Source organism: Streptoalloteichus hindustanus (assembly GCF_900129375.1).
Classification (GTDB): Bacteria; Actinomycetota; Actinomycetes; order Mycobacteriales; family Pseudonocardiaceae; genus Streptoalloteichus; species Streptoalloteichus hindustanus.
Genome location: NZ_FQVN01000002.1, coordinates 359,818 through 375,165 on the forward strand (window position 1 = coordinate 359,818; position 15,348 = coordinate 375,165).

Annotated in this window: 14 protein-coding genes; 8 read left to right on the forward strand and 6 right to left on the reverse strand. The window is 72.1% G+C overall.

Features of this window, described 5'->3' with window-relative positions; translation table 11 throughout:
• Positions 1 to 16: 16 nt before the first annotated feature.
• Both BUE43_RS07110 and BUE43_RS07115 read right to left on the reverse strand, forming a co-directional pair.
• A complete protein-coding gene (locus tag BUE43_RS07110) occupies positions 17 to 2,185 on the reverse strand; it encodes a tetratricopeptide repeat protein (RefSeq protein ID WP_143174004.1) in 2,169 nt (722 codons plus the stop codon).
• A 451-nt stretch (positions 2,186 to 2,636) separates the two neighbouring features.
• Positions 2,637 to 2,987 carry a hypothetical protein gene (locus tag BUE43_RS07115; protein WP_143174005.1) on the reverse strand — a complete coding sequence of 117 codons (351 nt, stop codon included), beginning with the start codon at positions 2,985 to 2,987 and terminating at the stop codon, positions 2,637 to 2,639.
• 189 nt (positions 2,988 to 3,176) lie between these two features.
• On the opposite strand from BUE43_RS07115, the gene BUE43_RS07120 reads away from it, so the two are divergent.
• Together BUE43_RS07120 and BUE43_RS07125 are read left to right on the forward strand one after the other, a co-directional pair.
• Positions 3,177 to 4,028: a helix-turn-helix domain-containing protein gene (locus tag BUE43_RS07120; RefSeq protein WP_073480585.1), complete on the forward strand. Its 852-nt coding sequence runs from the start codon at positions 3,177 to 3,179 to the stop codon at positions 4,026 to 4,028.
• 6 nt (positions 4,029 to 4,034) lie between these two features.
• A complete protein-coding gene (locus BUE43_RS07125) occupies positions 4,035 to 4,220 on the forward strand; it encodes a DUF397 domain-containing protein (protein WP_200797401.1) in 186 nt (61 codons plus the stop codon).
• A gap of 98 nt (positions 4,221 to 4,318) precedes the next feature.
• Here the strand turns inward: BUE43_RS07125 and BUE43_RS07130 are convergent, their stop codons facing one another.
• Complete coding sequence (locus tag BUE43_RS07130) at positions 4,319 to 4,588, reverse strand: hypothetical protein (protein WP_073480587.1); 270 nt, start codon at positions 4,586 to 4,588, stop codon at positions 4,319 to 4,321.
• A gap of 332 nt (positions 4,589 to 4,920) precedes the next feature.
• On the opposite strand from BUE43_RS07130, the gene BUE43_RS07135 reads away from it, so the two are divergent.
• Positions 4,921 to 5,790, forward strand: a complete 870-nt coding sequence (locus BUE43_RS07135; RefSeq protein WP_073480588.1) for an NAD(P)H-binding protein — start codon at positions 4,921 to 4,923, stop codon at positions 5,788 to 5,790.
• A gap of 147 nt (positions 5,791 to 5,937) precedes the next feature.
• On the opposite strand, the gene BUE43_RS07140 is transcribed toward BUE43_RS07135, so the two are convergent.
• Positions 5,938 to 6,924: a malate dehydrogenase gene (locus BUE43_RS07140; RefSeq protein ID WP_073480589.1), complete on the reverse strand. Its 987-nt coding sequence runs from the start codon at positions 6,922 to 6,924 to the stop codon at positions 5,938 to 5,940.
• A 229-nt stretch (positions 6,925 to 7,153) separates the two neighbouring features.
• Here BUE43_RS07140 and BUE43_RS07145 point away from each other — a divergent pair, with 229 nt between their 5' ends.
• Both BUE43_RS07145 and mug read left to right on the forward strand, forming a co-directional pair.
• Positions 7,154 to 7,546, forward strand: coding sequence for a type III secretion system chaperone family protein (locus BUE43_RS07145; RefSeq protein ID WP_073480590.1), 393 nt, complete (start codon positions 7,154 to 7,156; stop codon positions 7,544 to 7,546).
• Between the two features lie 310 nt (positions 7,547 to 7,856).
• Entirely contained in the window at positions 7,857 to 8,402 is a 546-nt protein-coding gene (mug, locus tag BUE43_RS07150; protein ID WP_073480591.1) for a G/U mismatch-specific DNA glycosylase, read from the forward strand.
• 11 nt (positions 8,403 to 8,413) lie between these two features.
• On the opposite strand, the gene BUE43_RS07155 is transcribed toward mug, so the two are convergent.
• Together BUE43_RS07155 and BUE43_RS07160 are read right to left on the reverse strand one after the other, a co-directional pair.
• Positions 8,414 to 10,144: a GGDEF domain-containing protein gene (locus BUE43_RS07155; RefSeq protein WP_073480592.1), complete on the reverse strand. Its 1,731-nt coding sequence runs from the start codon at positions 10,142 to 10,144 to the stop codon at positions 8,414 to 8,416.
• Positions 10,145 to 10,329: 185 nt separating this feature from the next.
• The gene (locus BUE43_RS07160) at positions 10,330 to 11,523 is read right to left on the reverse strand and encodes a lycopene cyclase family protein (RefSeq protein ID WP_143174006.1); all 1,194 of its coding nucleotides are present in this window, start codon (positions 11,521 to 11,523) and stop codon (positions 10,330 to 10,332) included.
• Between the two features lie 567 nt (positions 11,524 to 12,090).
• Here BUE43_RS07160 and BUE43_RS07165 point away from each other — a divergent pair.
• The 3 genes from BUE43_RS07165 to BUE43_RS07175 all read left to right on the forward strand — a co-directional run bounded on the left by BUE43_RS07165 (position 12,091) and on the right by BUE43_RS07175 (position 15,166).
• Entirely contained in the window at positions 12,091 to 13,671 is a 1,581-nt protein-coding gene (locus BUE43_RS07165) for a deoxyguanosinetriphosphate triphosphohydrolase family protein (RefSeq protein WP_073480593.1), read from the forward strand.
• Between the two features lie 182 nt (positions 13,672 to 13,853).
• Positions 13,854 to 14,498, forward strand: a complete 645-nt coding sequence (locus tag BUE43_RS07170) for a hypothetical protein (protein WP_234995584.1) — start codon at positions 13,854 to 13,856, stop codon at positions 14,496 to 14,498.
• Complete coding sequence (locus BUE43_RS07175; protein ID WP_073480962.1) at positions 14,495 to 15,166, forward strand: acVLRF1 family peptidyl-tRNA hydrolase; 672 nt, start codon at positions 14,495 to 14,497, stop codon at positions 15,164 to 15,166. Before BUE43_RS07170 ends, BUE43_RS07175 begins: the two co-directional genes overlap by 4 nt.
• Positions 15,167 to 15,348: the final 182 nt, after the last annotated feature.

Here is a 15,348-nt window from a genome sequence, read left to right on the forward strand (position 1 = left end):
TGGAAGGGGCTGGTTGTCAGCTCGGGTCCTGGCGCACGTCGTCCGTCTCCCACCCCATCCGGTGTCGGAGACGCTCGGCGAGCGGGTTGCCCCAGCGGCGGTAGTAACGCTCGGCCGTCGTCCAGTGCTCGTGAGCGGTGGTGAGGTCGCCGGTTGCCGCGGCGACCTCACCCAGCTCGACTCGGGCCTCGGCCTCGAAGAAGGGTGTGCCGTGCTCGGTCAGGATGGCCACGGCGCGTTCGAGGAGGGCCGTGGCGCGATCCGTGTCGCCGGCGCGGAAGTGGGCAGCGCCGAGAGAGGTGAGGACCCGGGCCTCGCCCAACTGGTCCCCGACTCCGACGAGCATGTCGCGCGCGGTGGTGAGCTCCTGGACAGCCTCTTCGCAGCGATCCAGTGCGACGAGCACCTGTCCGATCTGGCGGCGTCGCATCGCCACGGCGCGAGTCTGGTTCCGCGCCTCGGAGATGACGACGGATCGCCGTAGGTGGTCGAGGGCGAGCGGGAGGTCGCCGCGCCCCCACGCCGCCACGCCGAGCTGTTCCAGCGCCGTCGACTCGGTGGGCGGATGCCCGATCTCACGGGCGAGGCGCAGGGCGACCCGGCCCTCGCCCTCGGCGTCGCCGAAGCGCTCCAGGTCGAGGTACGCGGCCGCGAGTTGGCAGCGCATGCGGGCCTCGGCCAACGGGTCCCGCTCACGCCTCGCGGCGTCGATCGCGGAGCGGTGGGACGCGATCCAGTCGCTGTAGGGCCGGTACTGGAGGAACACGCTCCACAGCGCCTCGCAGAACTGCCAGACCAGCGAGCCCCATCCTTTGCTCGTGGCCAGCCGGACGGCGGCGAACAGAGCGGAGCGCTCAAGCCCCAACCAGGCCAACGCCTCGTTGCGGGAGTTGAACCCGGGTTCGGCGTCGCGGGCGTTCTGGTAACCGGGCCCGACCCGAACCCGCGTTGGGCGCACGACGAGGTCGGCGGCGATCGTTCGTTCCAGGTACCAGTTCAGGACGCGGCGGTGAGCCTCGTCCCGCTCCTCGACCGGGTCCTCGGCCTCTGCGCGCTCTGCGGCGTCGATCCGCACCAGGTCGTGGAACCGGAAGCGTTCGGGGACGTCCTCGTGCAGCAGGTTGACGCGGACGAGCTCCGTGACCTGGTGCAGCGCGTCGTCCCTGTCGGTCCCGAGGAGGGCTGTGGCCGCTTCCAGCCCGAAAGCGGGACCGGGGTGAAGTGCGAGCAGTCGGGCGGCACGGGCCAGTTCTGGCGGAAGCGTGCGGTAGGACAGGTCGAACACCGCCTTCAGGGAGAGGTCGTCCTCGGACGCGAGGGAGGAGAGCCGACGTCGTTCGTCGTGAAGTTCCCGTACCACGCGTGAGAGTGGCCAGCCGGGACGGTCCGACAGTCGGGCGGACAGGAGTGACAGGGCGATCGGCAGGCCGGCACAGAGCCGGGCCAGCTCCTGGGCCGGATCCGGCTCCTGGTTGACGCGGGCGCCGACCGCCTTGCTCAACAGGTCGACGGAGGCGTCGTCCTCCAGCGGGACCACGTCGAGGAAGCGGGCTCCGTCCAGCGCCAGACCGCCCAGGCGCCACCGGCTCGTCACGAGAGCGATGCTGTGCGGCGACGCGGGCAGCAACGGACGGACCTGGGCCGCTGTTCTGGCGTTGTCCAGGAAGATCGCGAGGGAGCTGTCGGCGGTGAGACTGCGGTAGAGCGACGCCCGGTCAGCCAGGGTGGCGGGCAGGTTCTCGGGAAACACCCCGAGCGCCCGAAGAAAACCACCGAGTACGTCGCTCGGTTTGGCGGCCACGCCAACCGGGGCGAACCCGTTCAGGTCGACGAACAACTGTCCGTCGCGCAGGCCGTTCCTGTGCAGGCTCAGCCATCGGAGGGCGAGAGCGGTCTTGCCGATCCCCCCGATCCCGGTGATCACCACCAGGAGTGGCCCGGTCGGGGAGTGGTGGAACCACTCGTCGAGCTGGTCGAGTTCCTCGTCCCGGTTGGTGAACGTCAACGGGGGCGCGGGAAGCTGACGCGGCACCGGGGGCGTCGGTGGGGTGGTTCCAGGATGGAGGTGGAAACCACCCTGGATGTTGCCGGTCTGGACGTTCGTGCCGATCAGGCGAGCGCGCGCAAAGTTGTCCACAGTGGACCCAAGGGTCGCGTCGTCGCCCTCGCCGCTCGCTTCGCGCATGTCCCGTCCCGCCTGGCAGCGTGACACCTCTGGTGACACGGGAAACGTCTCCTGTCTATCGCACTCGCGTGCTGTGGTGTTTCCCCGCGAGGAACATTCCCGCGAAGGGTGTAGCGCATTAATCCATATGTCAGACTGGCAAAGCTGCTCGTGTCACCGATTCGAGGGATGTGCAGGTCTGAGCCGCGGTTGCGACATCGGCAACGTGGCAGCATCGGCGCGAGCAGTGCCGAGGGTGGGAATGACCCGCTCTACCCTTGAAGTCGTTGGATACTAACGCCTTCTGCGGCTGTTCACGTCGTGCCAGCGTGATCCGTCCACATCGGACAATCCGCCGCACGCGCAGATCTGGACGTCGCGGGGAAGGTCCACGGTCTGCGGACGGCAGTGGTGGACGGGCATGGGGGCGTCAGCCTCCGCCCACGGAATACCGCCCAGGTGGAAGATTCCCTCACGGCGGGGTTCCTCCCGCCAACGCCGGTCCAGCCAGCTCGGTTTCGGGTGGTGCCTGCCCACTGGTGCCCCTCACCTCGCAGACCTTGTCGCGCTGCTGGTCGTTCTTCCGGTCCAGACGCCACACGACGAGCAGCCATCTCTGCTTGTCGGCGCAGAGGTGCGGGTGCTTCTGGAAGAACTCCTCGGCGAGATCCCGCGCGTAGTCCTTGGCGGTGGTGCCGGCCTGCCTCGCCGCTGTGCGACCGATGTAGAAGCCGCTGTCGTTGATCCGCTCGCGGTGCACGAGCACGCGCACCCCGCGGTTGAGGTGGAAGTACTCAAGCAGGTGCCAGCTATCGAGGTCCATGAGGTTGCCCCTATGGCAGTGGGTGCGCGGCTGGAGGAGCCGCAGAAGCCTCAACAGAAGGTGAGGAGCCGCGTCCGGCGTCTCATGGCGAGTAAGCTCCCATGCGAAGTCTTGCTGTGCAACGTCTTCGCATGAGATTTCGCAGGTCATCACCCGTTCGTGAAAAGCCGGGGCCCGTACTGTGTGCACGTGCCCCAAGGCAAGCGACCTTCAGTACGGCGACGTCGTCTCGCGCTCGGACTGCGGAAGCTCCGCGAGCAGGCAGGCGCGTCCATCGAGGACGTGATGCACGAGCTCAACATGAGCAGGGCGAAGGTGTACCGGATCGAGAACACGGAGGACGCCACCAAGGTCTCCCTCCCCGATGTCATCGCGCTGTGCCAGCTCTACTCGGCGCCAGCCGAGATCCGCGAACAACTCCTGGAGCTGGCGCGTGCGGCCGTTCGACGCGGCTGGTGGTCCAGCTACGTCAGCGCCCTCACTGGCTGGTTCGTCGACTACGTCTCCTTGGAGGCGGAGGCCACCAGCGTCTTCGAGTTCGAGATCGACGCGATCCCTGGGTTGCTCCAGACGGAGCGGTACGCCCGTCAGGTCATCTCGGCTTGGGCTCCCGACCTCGACCCAGCTGTTCTCGACGCACGCGTCGCCGTCCGCATGAAGAGACAGTCGCGCCTGTTGGAAGGCATGGCCCTCACCGTGGTTCTGGACGAGTACGCGCTGAGTCGGCCGATAGGTGGTCCCGAACAGATGCAAGCGCAGCTTCGTCACCTGCTCGACGTGACCACAGCGCCGAACATCGTCCTACAAGTGCTTCCTACCGCTGTCGGTGCTCATGCTGCTCTCGCTACGCCGTACACGCTGCTGAGGTTTCCGATCTCGACACCGATCGTCTACATGGACACTCTGACTGGTGGAATCTACGTCGACGAGGCACCGGACGTCGCCAGGTACGAGACGGTTGCGGAGCAGCTCTCCGACCGTGCCTTGGACGTCGACGAGTCCCGTCGGGTAGTCGAGTGCCGCCTGAAGGAGCTGGAGTAGATGGAGATGGCCAGGTGGAGGACTTCGTCTCGTACCACTGGTGGGGGCAACTGCGTTGAGGTGGCCCCGGTGACGGCAGAGGTGGCGGTGCGGGACTCGAAGAACCGCTCGGGTCCCATGTTGCTCTTCCCTCGGACCGCGTTCGTGGCGTTCGTGGGCAAGGTGAAGTCCGGGCGGTTGGACCTGGGCTGACTCGAAGTTCGGCGGCGGGGACCTCGGTGGTCCTCGCCGCCGTCGTCTTCTTGGGGTTCGTTCTTCTGCCGTCTCTGTCAGGGTTGTCGGGTGGTGGGCTAGGCGGCGGGTGGCGCGTAGGTGGGTTGGCGGGTGGAGCCGAGGAGGAGGCGGGAGAGCCAGGTCGGCATCCAGGGGCGGGATTCGAGCCAGCGGGCTCCCGCGTAGACGCCGCTGATGGCGACCGGGACGAGGACGGTGGTGGCGAGGCCGCGGGCGTCGTCGGCCAGGTTGGTGGGCAGCAGGCCGACGCCGACGAGCCAGGCGACGACGGTTCCCCAGACGCTGGGGACGAGGGTGCGCACGAGCGAGACCACTCTGTCGCTCATCGCGCACCTCGCGGGTGCTCGATGCTTCCCTGGTTGCTCGACGCGGTGACTGTGGGCACGAGCATCACCCCCTTGTGCAGTGAGGGGCGCCGGGAGGCGCGTGAGGTGAGTTTCCTCCGAGTTCGGGAGGGCAACCCCTGTCGTAGCCCGGTTTTCCGTCAGACGGCGCAGAGATGTGGCACGGACGGCCCAGCACATCGGGGGGACAGATCGTCACGTGGGGCCGGACGGGGCGTTGTGCGAATCACGGCGCGCGGATGCGGTCGCGGACAGGTGGTGACCGGATCTCCTTCTAGCGTCGGGCCGAATCCCAACAGTGAGGAGTCGCACTGATGCGTATCGCGGTCACCACACCGACCGGCAACGTCGGCCAGCACGTCGTCCGGATGTTGTTGCGTGGCGGCCTCCGTCCCACCGTCCTGGTGCGCGATCCCGCGCGGCTGGACCCGGCGGTCCGGGAGCGGGTGGACGTCGCCGTGGTCGACCAGCGGGACCGCGACGCGGTCGTGACCGCGACCGAGGGTGTGGAGGCCCTGTTCTGGGTCAACCCGCCCGCCGGCTCCGACGACCCGGCGGGGGAGTACGCCCGCGTCGGCGCGAACGCGGCGGCGGCCGTGCGGGAGAACAGCATCGCCCGCACGGTCTTCCTCAGCAGCATCGGCGCCGAGAAGCGGCACGGCATGGGCGAGATCGACGGGCTCGCGCGGACCGAGGAGGCGCTCGACGACACGGGCGCTTCCGTGCTGCACTTGCGCTGCGGGTTCTTCTTCACCAACCTGCTGATGCAGCTCGACGCGATCCGCGCCGGGGTGATCCCGATCGTCCTGCCGGTGGATCACCCGATGGCGTGGGTCGACCCGCGTGACATCGCCGAGGTCGCCACGCTGCGCCTGCTGGCCACCGACTGGTCGGGTCGTCAGGTGCAGGGTGTGCAGGGGCCCGAGGACCTCAGCTGGGAGCAGGCCGCCGCCATCGTCGCCGAGGCCACGGGTGTTCCGTTGCGCGCCCAGGAGATTCCTGACGACGAGATGCGTCGCGCCCTGCGGGGAGCGGGCATGAGCGACGGACTCGTCGAGGGGATCATGGGGATGTCCACCGGGCAGCGGGACGGGTTCGTCCGCGAGCAGTCGCGAACCGTCGTCACGACGACGCCGACCACTCTCGCGTCGTGGGCCTACTCCGTCCTGCGTCCCCTGCTCTGACCGTCGAGCCTCCACTGTGGACGGATGTCCACAGTGGACAGAGGTGTCAGAGGGGTTGGGGCACGGCGCTTCTGGTGGCTGACGTGAACGTGCCGCCGGCGAGGACGACCTCGCCGGCGGCACGGACGTGCTGCGCCGGTGGGCGGCTCAGACCAGGCCGAGCTCCTTGACGGCGTCGCGCTCCTCGGCCAGCTCCGCGACCGAGGCGTCGATCTTCTCGCGGGAGAAGGCGTCGATCTCCAGGCCCTGGACGATCTCCCAGCGGCCGTCGCGGGACACGACCGGGAACGAGGAGATCAGGCCCTCCGGCACGCCGTAGGAGCCGTCCGACGGGATGGCGGCCGAGGTCCAGTCACCCTCGGGGGTGCCGTTGACCCAGTCGAAGACGTGGTCGATGGCCGCGTTGGCCGCCGACGCCGCCGAGGACGCGCCCCGGGCCTCGATGATGGCCGCGCCGCGCTTGGCGACCGTCGGGATGAAGGTGTCGCGCAGCCACTCCTGCTCGACCTGCTCCGCGGCGGTCTTGCCGTTGACCTCGGTGTGGAAGAGGTCCGGGTACTGGGTGGCCGAGTGGTTGCCCCAGATCGTCATCTTCCGGATCTCGGACACCGGCACCTGGAGCTTGCCGGCGAGCTGCGACAGCGCGCGGTTGTGGTCCAACCGGGTCATCGCGGTGAACCGCTCGGCCGGCACGTCCGGGGCGTTGGCCTGCGCGATGAGCGCGTTGGTGTTCGCCGGGTTGCCCACGACCAGCACGCGGACGTCGTCGGCGGCGTGGTCGTTGATCGCGCGGCCCTGCGGCTTGAAGATGCCGCCGTTGGCCTGGAGCAGGTCGCCGCGCTCCATGCCCTTGGTGCGCGGGCGCGCGCCGACGAGCAGCGCGACGTTGGTGCCGTCGAACGCCTTCGCCAGGTCGTCGGTGATGTCGATGCCCTGAAGCAGCGGGAACGCGCAGTCCTCGAGCTCCATCGCGGTCCCCTCGGCGGCCTTCACCGCCTGCGGGATCTCCAGCAGTCGCAGCTTCACCGGCGTGTCGGGGCCGAGGAGCTGACCCGAGGCGATGCGGAACAGCAGGGCGTAGCCGATCTGGCCGGCCGCACCCGTGACGGTGACGTTGACAGGAGCCTTGGCCATGACTTCCTTTCCCCTCAAGGGATGCTTTTGGCGGGGATGCTAGTCCCCGTCCGCGCTGGCCAGTGGCCCCCGTCCGCAACGTCACGCGCGCCGCCGACGGTGGCGTGGGACTGGTCACACCATGGTCACCGCGTGCCGCCCCATCAGTTGCTTTCCGTGATCGGATATGGCGGCTACTCTCGGGCCGCCGGGGCTTTTGTTGATCATTGAGCGCCAAGGGGGACGCGGCATGGCGTCGTGGGACGACCTGGTCAGGTTCGTGTACGAGGAGTACACGGTGGTCGCGGCGACCGAGGGGGAGGTGCGCGTCCTGGTCGAGTTCGAGGACGAGCGCAGCCAGCTCGTCGTGCTCAGCCGGGAGGTGCTGGACCGCCGGCACGAGTGGGTGCAGATCGCCTCGCCGTGCGGTCTGGTCGCCAACGTCGACCTGGTCGGGCTGCTGGAGGAGATCGGCAGCGCGACGGTGGCCGGCGGCGCGGCGATCATGGGGGACCACGTCGTGGTCCGGCACTCGCTGCCCCTGGAGAACCTCGACCTCAACGAGTTCGTCGACCCGATGAGCCTGGTGGCCGGCACCGCGGACCAGTTGGAGGAGCAGTTCGCCGGCGGCGACGCCTTCTGAGCGAGCGGTAGTCCGCTGAATCGGTCCACAGTCGACAGTGGGCCGGTCCGCGCGGAGTGTCGCTCGCGCCGGTTCGCCACCGCGACCCGCCCGTGCCCCGAGACCCGCAGCCGTGCCCGGGGGACCATCTACTGGCCTGAAGCGGGGGGAACCCCCTTTTTAGATCATGGCGCGCGGGTCTGACATTTCGGGCGCTCGGGGGCAGCCCTGGCCGGGTGAAACCCGTCCCCGGGTCGGTGATGTGCGGGGGCTCGCACCGGGCCGGCGGGCGGCGCCCCGTCGGCGGGCGGGTCGTGCGAGACTGCCTCCAGTGACCCGTCCGACACGTGACCAGCTTGAGGCCGCCCGCGACCGGGCGATCCCCGAGGTCATCGCACCCGGCCTGGACGTGGTGTTCTGCGGGATCAACCCGAGCCTGTACTCCGGGGCCACCGGCCACCACTTCGCCCGGCCCGGCAACCGGTTCTGGCCCACCCTGCACCGGTCCGGCTTCACGCCCCGCCTCCTGCGCCCCGAGGAGCAGCACCTCCTGCTCGACTGCGGGCTGGGCATCACCAACATGGTCAACCGGGCGACCGCCCGCGCCGACGAGCTGTCCGACGACGAGCTGCGCGCGGGCGCGGTCCGCCTCGCCGAGCTCGCGCGCCAGTACCGGCCCAAGATCGTGGCGATGGTGGGCATCACCGCCTACCGCACCGCCTTCGGCAACCGGAGGGCGCGCACCGGCCCCCAGCCGGAACACCTCGCCGACGCCGGTGTGTGGGTGCTGCCCAACCCCAGCGGGCTCAACGCCAACTACCAGCTCGACGACCTCGCCGCCGAGTTCCGCGCGCTCCGCGAGTCACTCGGGCGCTAGCCGCGCCTCCCTCAGGCCACGCCGCCGACCGGCCGGCTGGCGCGTGCGGATTGGCGGGCGTGCGTGCCGGTGGGCGCTCCGCGCAGCACGTCGACCCTCGGCGACCCCGGGCGGCCCAGCACCCAGCTCGACCCGCGCAGCGCCTTCGCCTGGTGCTTCAGGGGCGCGAGCAGCCGGGAGACCTCCCGGTGGTCGGCCACGCTGCCCGGCGCGCACACCAGGGTCGCCAGCGACAGCGAGACCGCGATGTCGTCGACCGACCTCGGCACGTCGAGCACGGCCGTCGCGAACGGCACGAGGTCGTCCAGGTCGGCCACGACCAGGAAGTCGTCGCCGCCCACGTGGCCGACGAACACCGACCGCAACGGCGCGGCCGCGTCGGTGAGGCTCCTGCCGATCGAGCGGATCAGGTCGTCGCCGGCGGCGAAGCCCGCGCCGTCGTTGACCCGCTTGAAGCCGTCCACGTCCAGCCAGCACGCCGCGAACACCTCGCCGGCGGCGATGCGCCGGTGCACGTCGCGGTTGATCGCGTCACTGCCCGGCAGCCGGGTCAGCGGGTTGAGCGCGGCGGCCTCCTCGACCTTCAGCTCGGCCACGCCGCGCACGATGTCGCTGATCCGCACCACGCCGAGGCACCGCCCGGCGTCGTCGACCACCACCACGTCGTCGTAGCGCCGGTCCGGCTCGCTCCGGGCCACCGCGTCCAGCAACTCCATCGCGGTGGCGGCGCTGCCGACGGCGCGGGGCCGGTCGGCCAGGCGCTCCGCGCCGCGCTTGGCGTGCAGGGCGTGCCCGTACGGGCCGGTCACCGCGAGCAGGAACCGGTTCCGGTCGATCGTCCACAGTGGACGGTCTTCGGGGTCGACGAGCACGACGCCGGTGACCGTCGGCCGGTCGGCGAGCACCTTCCGGACCGCCTCGGCCGTGGCCGAGACGGGCAGCGCGACCGCGGGCTGCAGGAACTCGGTCACCCTCGGCCCGGCCATCACCACGGGCGCCCGGATGAGTCCGGTGTCGGTGGCCTCGACCACCGGCGTGGCGATGGACACCCGCTCGACCGGGCGACGCGCGGCCGGGGCCAGCAGGCTGCCCTGCACCAGGTGCACGCCCAGCCGGCGCAGACTGGCGAGCTGGTGCTCGGCCTCCACACCCTTGGCGACCAGGCCGGCGTGCGTGCGCTGGGTGAAGTGCAGCAGCGCCTCGATGAGCGCCGTCCGCGCCGGGTCGTGGGGCAGGCCGCCGACCAGGAACCGGTCGATCTTGACCAGGTCGGGGGCGACCTCGGCGAGCAGGTTCAGCGGGCAGTCCACCTCGCCGACCCCGTCCCATGACAGCCGGAAGCCGGCCTCCCGCAGCTCGGCCAGCCCGTCGAGCAGCCGGTTCCTCGGCAGGTGCGCGAACACCCCGCCGATGTCCAGCGTGATCTCGCGCAGACTCCGGCCCTGGTCGGCCACGGCCGCGCGCAGCGGCTCGAACGCCACCACCCCCAGGCTCGCCGTGTCCGCGAGCACGTTGAGGTGCAGGGGCAGCAGTGTCTCGTGCTCGCCGGCGGCCGCCAGGGCGCGCACGGCGAGCTCGACGTCGGTCTCGGCCAACCGGTCATCCTCGGCCGCGTCACGCAGCAGGTCGTAGACGTGACCGCTGGCCGGGCGGGCCAGGACCTCCATGGCCACGACACCGCCGGTGTTGAGGTTGACCAGTGGCTGGAAGGCGAAGCGGACCTGATCCAGCACCGCAGGCACGTGCCCATGCTGCCCAACCCACCAGGGGGTATCGAGCCCTCCGCCTGCGGTTTCACCATCTGTTTACCGAAGCGTTCCGTTGGCCCATCGGGCGCTGCTCTGTCCGGGTGACCGGTGGTGGGCGTGAGGCCTGATCTGCCTGGTGAACGGGCGCGGCCCAGCTGCTCGGGCTCAGGGGCGGACTCTCAGGGGCGGACCCCGGGAAGGTCGGGCAGCCGCAGACCGAGCACGCCCAGCGCCAGGTGCGCCCGCAGACGCCACGAGGCGGACCCGAACAGCCCGGCCATCGCCGCGACCGTCCCCTGGAGGTCCTCCCGGTGCGACAGGTAGGCCCGCCGGTGGTCGGGGCGCAACCGGAAGAACGCCTCGAAGAAGGGCGGCAGGCCGGACGGCGGGAGCCCGAGCACCACCTCCAGCCCGCGCCGGCGCAGCAGGTGCACGGCGAGCGCGGCGGGTGGCCACACGACGCGCCGGGCGGCGGCGGCCGCGGCGGAGGGGCCCGATGGCAGCGCCTCCGCGACCGCGCGCGCCACCCTCGGCGCCAACGTCAGCGCCGTGGCCAGGCTGTACCCGGTCGCCGGGTGCACCAGGGCGGAGGCCGCGCCGAAGGCCACCACCCGGCTGGGGCCGGGCGCCGGCAGGTCCAGCGGGAACCGGACCCGCTCCTCGGGGCCGTCGAGCTGGTCGAGGTCCCGGCCCATCGCCGCGAACCGGGCGCGCAGCCGCCGGCGCAGGACGGACAGCGGCAGGCCGGGCCGCCGGGCCAGGGACGTCTCCTCGACGAGGACGCGGTCGCCCGGCATCGGCAACGCGTAGAGAAAGGTGGGGGCGCCGCCGCTCTGGTTCGGCGCGGGCCGCCAGTCCATGAACAGGGCGTCGGCGTCGTCGAGCAGGGGAGCCGCCCACTCCCGGGGCACGGTGACGCCCACGGCGGTCTGCTCGGCGACGTCGCCGCGGGGCGGGCCGCCGGTGAGCGAGCGGCCGGCCCCGGTCGCGTCGACCACGACCGCGGCGACGAGGTGGTGCCCGCTGGATATGTGCACGGTGCTGTCGGTGGCGGAGTGGACCACGCGGGTCGCCCGTCCGGTGTGGACGGTGATGCCCGGGTGGCGGAGGTGGGCACGCAGCCGCTCGTTGTCCAACACGGCGTAGGGCGGGAGGGCGTGGGGGCCGACCGCGACGGCGCGTGTGCGGTGCGCGGTGACCGCGATGGCGTCGGCGGGCAGCTCGGGCGGCAGCTCCTCGTGCCAGGCGGCGTAGGTGGCCCGCCACGGTCGGTCGGGGGCGGGGTCGAGCAGGCCGGTGCGCAGACCCTGCCGGGCGCAGGCCCCGGCGAGCGCGGTGCCGGCGGGGCCGGCGCCGATGACGAGCACGTCCACCCCGGCATGAGATCACGGGGGCGGGGCGGGCGCCGGCGGTGGCCGGGGCGGGTGTTTCCCCGACCCGACCCGGAAATCCGAGGAGCGTAGGGGAGCGGTCCTCCGAACGAGGCATCGTTCACCGAAACGGTGCGCCCCCACCCGTCGGCGTCAGGTGATGACGCTTCCGGGCGTTCCCCGGTCGGCCTGGTGACGTTTCCGAAATCTGTCCGTCCGGTCGCGCCCGGGGAAGCGGTGACATTTCCCGCGATGCCCCGGTTTTGGGGTTGGTTGCAACAAAAACTAGCCGCACATCGTATACGACATCCGAAAGGAGTCGTGGCCTCGTTCTGGGGCGGCCCCGCTTGGCGTGGAACTGCCCGCCGCTCGGATGTGTGACCTTCTGACGGTTAATCAAACGATGATGGGATGTTTTTTCGCCGTCGGAGACGGTTCTGTTTGCCCGTCGCGCGGGGATCCAGGACGATCCAGGACGTCGTCCCGGGCCGCTGCGGCCCGCCCGGTGAGACGGCCGACGCCGCGCGGCCCCGCCCCGCGTTCGCCCGGTTGGCGGACTAACGTCGGGGCATGAGCGATCACGGGGTCGATCCGCGGGTGGTGCGTCGCTCCACGGGCGAGCGACGCGCACGCGCCTCCGCGCCGGCGGACCTGGTGGCGAGCCCGTTCCGGGTCGACCGCGACCGGGTGGCCAGCTCGCCGTTCTTCGCCCGGCTGGGTGGGGTGACCCAGGTGGTCAGCCCAACCGGCTCCGGCCTGCTGGTGCACAACCGGCTCACGCACAGCCTCAAGGTCGCGCAGGTCGCCAGGGCGGTCGCCGAGCGGCTCGCCGCCGACCCGGGCACCGCCGACCTGCTGCGCGGACTGGGCGGCTGTCACCCGGACGTCGTGGAGGCCGCGGCCCTGGCGCACGACCTCGGCCACCCGCCGTTCGGCCACCTCGGCGAGCAGGTCCTCGACCGGGTGGCCCGGCACCGGTTCGGCCTGCCCGACGGCTTCGAGGGCAACGCCCAGTCCTTCCGGATCATCACCACCACCGACGTGCGCGGCCCCTCGGCCGTCGGCCTCGACCTGACCGCGGCGACCAGGGCCGCCACGCTCAAGTACCCCTGGACCCGGCTGTCGCACCCCCGGCCGCACCCCCGCTCGATGCCCGTCCCGCCCCGAGGCGCGGGCGAGCCGCCGGACCTGCCGGGCACCGGGTCGGCGAAGTTCTCGGTCTACGTCACCGAGCTGGACGACCTCGTCCAGTGCCGCGCCGCGTTCGCCGGCCGGGTCGACCCCTGGCAGCAGACGGTGGAGGCGGCGGTCATGGACATCGCCGACGACGTCGCCTACGCGATCCACGACCTGGAGGACTTCCACCGGGTCGGCGTCCTCCAGCACGCCACCGTCTCCGCCGAGCTGGGCGCGTGGCAGGAGGGCGCGCTGGAGCTGGCCGGCCTCGACCGCGCCGGCCTGGAGGCCCAGTCCCGCCGGCCCGGCCGGTCGCTGGAGCTGCTGCGGCGGAAGCTGCACGGCAAGGACTCGTGGCTGGTCGACGACGAGGCGTTCGCCGCGGCCGTCTCCACGGTGCGCAAGGAGCTGGTCGACGGGCTGCTCGCCGTGCCGTTCGACGGCTCGGTGGAGGCCGAGCAGGCCGTGGCCGACTTCTCGGCGCGCTGGACCGCGCGCCTGTGCGAGGGCGTGGCCGTGCTGGCCGAGCCGCATCCCCGGGCCGCGCACGTCGTGCTCACCACCGAGCACTGGCACGAGGTGCAGGTGCTGAAGTTCGTCCACCACCGGTTCGTGCTCGCCCGGCCCGACCTGGCGCTGCACCAGCGGGGGCAGGCCCGGCTGCTCACCGCGTTGGTGGAGGCGCTGGACCAGTGGCTCACCGACCGGCACGAGGCGTCCCGGCTGCCGCGCCGCCTGCACGACCTGGTGGAGCTGGCGGGGGACGAGTACGCGCGGCTGGCCGCCGCCGAGCCGGACCTGCTGGTCGGGGCGACCGGCGAGGCGCCGAGGGGAGCGGACGCCGTGCGGGCTCTGGCCAGGGGCCGCGGGGTGGTGGACTTCGTCGCCTCGCTCACCGACACGCAGGCCGTGGCGATGATGGAGGCGTTGTCCGGCCGCACCGGCCAGCTCTGGACGGACGCGTTCGTGCTCTGACCGCCGGTGTTGATCACCGTGATCACCGTGATCACCCGGACAGCGGCTGCCGGCGCGGTCACCGCGCTCCTAGGGTGGTTCGGCCGCCGACCCAGCCGCCGAATCGGAGTCCACAGTGGACAGTCGTGGGCGTTCGCGGGGCCGCGCCCGCCCCGCCGAGGGGGGCCCATACGCTGTGGGGTGTGACCGCGACCGCGTCCGCCCTCGACCAACGGCCCGCCCCCGACACCCTCGGTGCCGGCGGCGTCGGCCAGGGGGACGACGTGCTGCCGGTGGATGAGCCCGGCGACGCGCTGGTCGAGGTCGCGCACTGCGTGCTCGGCGACGGCCCCCTCCACGCCGTCGACCTGCTCGACCTCGTCGACGGCGCGGTCGAGGCGCCGGTCGACGTCGTGCGGGCCGGCGACGACCTGCTGCCCCGGCTCGCCCACGAGGGCGCGTTGGCCGAGGCGCTGGGCGCGGCCAGGAGCGCCCTGCGGCCGGGCGGGCTGCTGGTCGCGGCCGTGCCCGAGCTGGGCGGCCTGCGCCGGCTGCGCCCCACCGCGCCGCCGCCCCGGGTGATCGGCCACGGCGAGCAGCGGCAGGTCACCGTCCAGCTCTGGGACTGGACCGACGACGGCTCCTGCTACGGGCTGGAGGTCGTGCAGCTCGTCCGCCACCAGGGCGGCTGGGAGGTCGCGCGGACGGTCTCCACCCGGCACCGGGTGCTGACCGCGGACGAGGTGTCCTCGGCGTTGACCGAGGCCGGGTTCGCCGCCGTGCAGCGGCTCACCCCCGGGGAGAGCGGCCACCCGCTGCCCGTGTGGGTCGCGGTCGCCGCCCGATGAGCCGGACCAGGCAGGTCGCCGGGGGCGGCCGGGCGGTGGAGGTCGCTCCGGAGCGGCTGGCCAGCTGGTTCGACCGGTTCGCGCAGCGGCACGACGGCGTGCGCCGCACCGTTCTCGCCCCGGAGCGGGTGGAGGTGCACGGGGCTGACGGCGCGCGGGTCGAGGTCGACGTCCCGTTCGGGCCGCTCGACGTGGTGCCCCGCGAGGAGGACGGCCTGGCGGTCGAGCCGCTCGTTGCGCACCTGCTGCGCCCGCGTCGGATCGGGTTGGTGCTGGTCAGACTGGGTGGGTGCAGCGTCGGCGTCGCGGAGGGCGGACGGGTGGCGCTGTCCTCCACCGAGCGCCGGCAGGTCCACGGCAGGAACAAGGCCGGTGGCTGGTCCCAGCAGCGGTTCGCGCGCCGCAGGGAGGGGCAGGCCAGGGAATCCCTGCGCGCGGCGGCCGACACCGCGGCCCGCGTGCTGCTCCCGGTCGCGGCGGAGCTGGACGCGGTGGTGCTCGGCGGCGACCGCACCGCCCTGGCCGCGCTGCGCGAGGACCGCCGCCTCGCCGCCCTGTTCGCCCGCGCCGAGCCCCGGGTGCTCGACGTGCCCGAGCCCCGCCGGGCCGTCCTCGACGAGGCCGCGGAACGCGCCCGCTGTGCCGAGGTCGTCGTCTTCGAGCCGTGAACCCCTCGCGGTGTGGTTCCACCCGGTGCGGTGGGGAAATCACCTGCTCGTGGCGGAGGTTGTCCACAGGCTCCCGGGTTGTCCACAAGTTGGTGTTCGGGTGTCGCGGGCGCTCGGGTCGGGGGAATAGGCTGGACGCGGGGTCGCCCCCCAGGGCGGGTGGGGGCTGTACCGGGGACGGC